Source organism: Symbiopectobacterium sp. (genome assembly GCF_051710365.1).
In the GTDB taxonomy this organism is placed as follows: domain Bacteria; phylum Pseudomonadota; class Gammaproteobacteria; order Enterobacterales; family Enterobacteriaceae; genus Symbiopectobacterium.
Genome location: NZ_JBPETA010000231.1, coordinates 1 through 4,283, shown reverse-complemented (window position 1 = coordinate 4,283; position 4,283 = coordinate 1). Strand labels below are relative to the sequence as shown.

Here is a 4,283-nt window from a genome sequence, read left to right as displayed (position 1 = left end):
AACTTCTTTGCCCGACTGAAGCAGTATCGCGCTATTGCCACTCGTTACGACAAGACCGCTATTAACTTTCTGGGCGCTATCCATCTGGCAGCTTCCATCGTCTGGCTTATTTGATGACAGGCCCTAGTGTGATTGCAACGAAAGTTGCAGTGACACAGAGAAAACGGAATCACCATGACACAAATTGATGAGCGGCTACGCAGTCGTTACAGCACTCTTTCTGGGCAGGAACAGCGCATTGCCGATTTTATCTTTACCCATTTCGACGACGTGATTGGCTATAACAGCGCCGAACTGGCGCGGCTGAGCGGTGTGTCGAAAGCGACAGTCAGTCGCTTGTTCAAACGGTTGGGGTATGCCAGCTACCGTGATGTGCGTGAAGAGCTAAGAACCTTGCGCCAAAGCGGGATGCCGCTGGCCGAGAGCCGTGATGCGGTTCAGGGCAATACGCTGCTGGCACGCCGCTATAAACAGGAAATGGCGAATCTGGCTCAGTGGATCAACCGTATCGATCCAACACAGTTTGGTGCCATTATTGATGCACTGCTGCGGCCCAACAGGTCGCGATCGTCGGTCTGCGCAATAGTTATCCGGTGGCGCTTCATCTGCGCCAACAATTGATGCAGGTGCGTGCGCAGATGGCGCTACTGGCCCAACCGGGGCAGACGCTGTCGGAAGAGATTGCCGACCTGGGACCGCAGGATGTCGCGGTGATCGTGGCGTTTCGCCGACGCCCGCGCGTTATCCAGCCGTTACTGGCGCAGTTGCAGGCGCGTCAGGTGCCCGTTGTATTGATCTGTGAACCGCAGGCCAACGGCTTATTTCCGTTTGCCACCTGGTCATTATGTCTGCCCTTGGACAGTGTTTCTGCCTTTGATAGCTACAGCGCGGCCATGAGCCTGGCCGGGTTGCTCAGCAATGCGTTACTGCATGAAATGTTGCAGCAAGGTCGTCAACGTATTCATCAGATCGCCGATCTTTATATCCACCTGGATGAATTAGAACAGCGCTAAGCGAGCGCCAAAAGAGTGCTTTTGCACTTTTTTGGTGCTTTCCCTGCGCTGCATTTTTGCGCGTTTTACTCTCTGCTTGCTCATTCCCTCCCTTGTTATGCCTGATTATCACGCTTTTTAAGACTGGCATGCCCTTTGCTTAGTCAATGAAACGATAGTTTCACTTATCGCTTATTAAGAACTTTTGGTTTCATCAGACTCTCAACCAGGAGATACGCAATGGGCATCAAAAAACACCTTATCGCGCTGGCAGGCGCACTGCTGTTAGTGACACAAGCAGGCAACGCTGTTGCCGATCAGCTTCAGGACATTGAACAGCGTGGCGTGTTACGCGTTGCTGTACCGCAAGACTTCCCGCCGTTTGGTTCAGTCGGCACTGATCTGCAACCGCAAGGGTATGACATCGACGTCGCTCGCTATCTGGCGCAAGAGATGAAACTAAAGTTGCAACTGGTGCCAGTGACCAGCGCCAACCGTGTGCCTTATCTGCAAACCAATAAAGTGGATCTGGTGATCTCCAGTCTGGGTAAAAACGCTGAACGTGAAAAAGTGATCGATTTCAGCCGCGCCTATGCGCCGTTCTTTCTCGGCGTGTTTGGTCCGCAGGCCGGTACGGTGAGCGATGCGCAGCAACTGGCAGACAAAAGCGTCGGCGTAACGCGTGGTGCCGTAGAAGATATGGTGCTGAGTGAAATCGCACCGAAAGCGGCGCAGATAAAACGCTATGAGGATAACAACACCACGCTGTCGGCTTATCTGTCCGGGCAGGTGGAGTATATCGCTACCGGTAACCTGGTGGTGGCAGCCATTGCGGCGCAAAACCCCGCCAAGGCACCGGTTGCCAAATTTATGCTGAAAGACTCACCGTGCTATATCGGCATCAAGAAAGGGGAAGCGGCGCTGCAAGCTAAAGTGGATACGCTGATTGCCTAGGCGTTGGCGGATAACACCCTGAATTCGCTCTCTGAAAAGTGGCTGAAAGCGCCATTGCCCGCCAGCCTGCTGGCTGAATAACCGGGTGCTTAAGGGAGAGATGCCATGACCTATCAACTGAATTTTGCCGCGCTGTGGCCTTATTGGCCCGAACTGCTCGCGGGGCTGTGGGTGACGGTCCAGTTGACGGCCATGGCGACCTTTGGCGGTATTGCCATCGGCATCTGTGGCGCGGCATTACGCAGTGGCCGCCCCTCGCTGCCAAGCCGCCTGTGGGGGCTATACGTTGAGCTAATCCGCAATACACCGTTTGTTGTGCAACTGTTTTTCATTGTTTTTGGCCTGCCAACGCTCGGCTGGAAACTGACGGCGGGTGAAGCCGCTCTGCTGGCGATGTTGATTAACCTGGGTGCCTACAGCACGGAAATTATCCGTGCGGGCATTCAGGTTACGCCGAAAGGGCAGTGGGAAGCCGCGCGCGTGCTGGGGCTGACACGCATGCAAACCTTTGTGCGCGTTATCTTGCCACCGGCCATGCAGCGCATTTATCCGGCGCTGGTCAGCCAGTGCATTATCGTGATGCTCGGCTCATCCGTGGTATCGCAGGTCTCTTATGAAGAGCTGACCTTTGCCGCCAACCTGATTCAATCGCGCACCTTTCTCAGCTTTGAGGTGTATCTGGTCACCACGCTGTTTTATCTGGTGCTGTCGTTGTTGATGCGACAACTGCTGATGATGGCGGGCCGTCGTTTACTCGGGAGAACGCACGGGTGATGAACTTTACCGATTGGGATATCGTGCGCAACCTGCTGCTGGCGGTGCGTTGGACACTGCTGCTCTCGCTGACGGCCTTTTTCGGCGGTGCGTTGGTGACATTGCCGCTGCTGTTGGTGCGGCTAAGCCAGCGCCGTTGTGCGGTACGTTTTACGCATTTTTATGCCGGTGTATTTCAGGGAACACCGCTGTTGATGCAACTGTTTCTGGCCTTTTTCGGCCTTGGCCTGTTTGGCATTGATGTCAGTCCCTGGACCGCTGCGGCACTGGCGCTGACGCTGTTTACCAGCGCATTTCTGGTGGATATCTGGCACGGCAGCATCGTGGCATTGCCAAAAGGGCAGTGGGAAGCGTCGCGCTGTCTCGGGCTGAGCTTTGGTCAAACGCTGTGCCGGGTGGTTGCGCCACAGGCCATGCGCATCGCTATCGCGCCCACGGTGGGTTTTTCGGTGTAGGTGATTAAAGGGACGGCGTTGGCATCGATCATCAGTTTTATCGAATTGACCAAAGCCGGCACCATGCTGAACAACGTCACTTATCAACCTTTCAAGGTCTTTGGCCTGGTCGCACTGGGCTACTTCCTGATGTGTTATCCGCTGTTACTACAGCCGCTATCTGGAGAAGAAATTCAATGCCGTTCATCACCATTAATCAGGTGCAGAAGTACTACGGCCAGAACCACGTTCTGAAAGGCGTCGATCTGGATATCGATATGGGCGAGGTCGTTTCCATTATCGGGCGCAGCGGCTCGGGAAAAAGCACGCTGTTGCGCTGCATTAACGGCCTGGAAGGCTATCAGGAAGGCAGCATCAAACTCGGTGGCGTAACCGTGACCAATCGCGATTCACAAGCGCGTGAAATCAGCCGTTCAGTGGGCATGGTATTTCAGAACTTTAACCTGTTCCCGCACATGAGCGCGCTGGAAAACGTGATGCTGGCACCCCGTTTGGTACTGAAAAAAAGCGAAGCGGAGTGCCGCGCCTTGGGGGAACAGATGCTGGCGAAAGTCGGGTTGAGTGAACGCCTGCACTACTCACCCGCCAACCTGTCTGGCGGTCAGCAGCAGCGCGTGGCGATTGCCCGTGCATTGGCGATGAGCCCCAAAGTGCTGCTGTGCGATGAAATCACCTCTGCGCTCGATCTTGAACTGGTGGGGGAAGTGCTGAAAGTGCTGGAGCAACTGGCGGCAGAAGGCATGACGCTGATTTTGGTCACACACGAAATGAATTTTGCCCGGGAAGTGGGCGATCGGGTGGTGTTTATGCATGAAGGAACCGTGTGGGAACAAGGCGACAGCCGCGCGCTGTTCGCTAACCCACAGACCCCCGAGCTCAAACAGTTTATTGCGTCGGTGCGTGGTTTGACGGAGGCCTGAGCCCCGTTGCTTGCAGCGAACGTTCCTGCTTTTTTTTGGAGTTGTGCATGATGAATAACGAATTATATGTATTAGTCGCGACTTGATCTGACACTGGACCTTGCAAGGTTGAGAGTTACCGGTTTTGATATGGGTGTCCAATCCTTATACAAAACACGAGGTAACTCTCATGATTCATACTAACAATC

At 54.4% G+C, this 4,283-nt stretch carries 3 protein-coding genes and 3 pseudogenes; all 6 read left to right on the top strand.

Features of this window, described 5'->3' with window-relative positions; translation table 11 throughout:
- On the top strand, positions 1–114 hold a 114-nt coding region (locus tag ACTBDZ_RS15545), incomplete at its 5' end, for a transposase (RefSeq protein WP_438815984.1).
- A 60-nt stretch (positions 115–174) separates the two neighbouring features.
- Positions 175–1,013: pseudogene (locus tag ACTBDZ_RS15540) on the top strand (MurR/RpiR family transcriptional regulator).
- A 219-nt stretch (positions 1,014–1,232) separates the two neighbouring features.
- A pseudogene (locus tag ACTBDZ_RS15535) lies at positions 1,233–2,027 on the top strand (transporter substrate-binding domain-containing protein).
- Between the two features lie 24 nt (positions 2,028–2,051).
- Entirely contained in the window at positions 2,052–2,720 is a 669-nt protein-coding gene (locus ACTBDZ_RS15530) for an amino acid ABC transporter permease (protein WP_222157985.1), read from the top strand.
- Positions 2,717–3,371 (top strand): annotated as a pseudogene (locus tag ACTBDZ_RS15525) (amino acid ABC transporter permease). The gene ACTBDZ_RS15530 and the pseudogene ACTBDZ_RS15525 overlap by 4 nt, the downstream one beginning before the upstream one ends.
- Entirely contained in the window at positions 3,352–4,095 is a 744-nt protein-coding gene (locus ACTBDZ_RS15520; RefSeq protein WP_438815983.1) for an amino acid ABC transporter ATP-binding protein, read from the top strand. The pseudogene ACTBDZ_RS15525 and the gene ACTBDZ_RS15520 overlap by 20 nt, the downstream one beginning before the upstream one ends.
- The last annotated feature ends 188 nt before the right edge of the window (positions 4,096–4,283 follow it).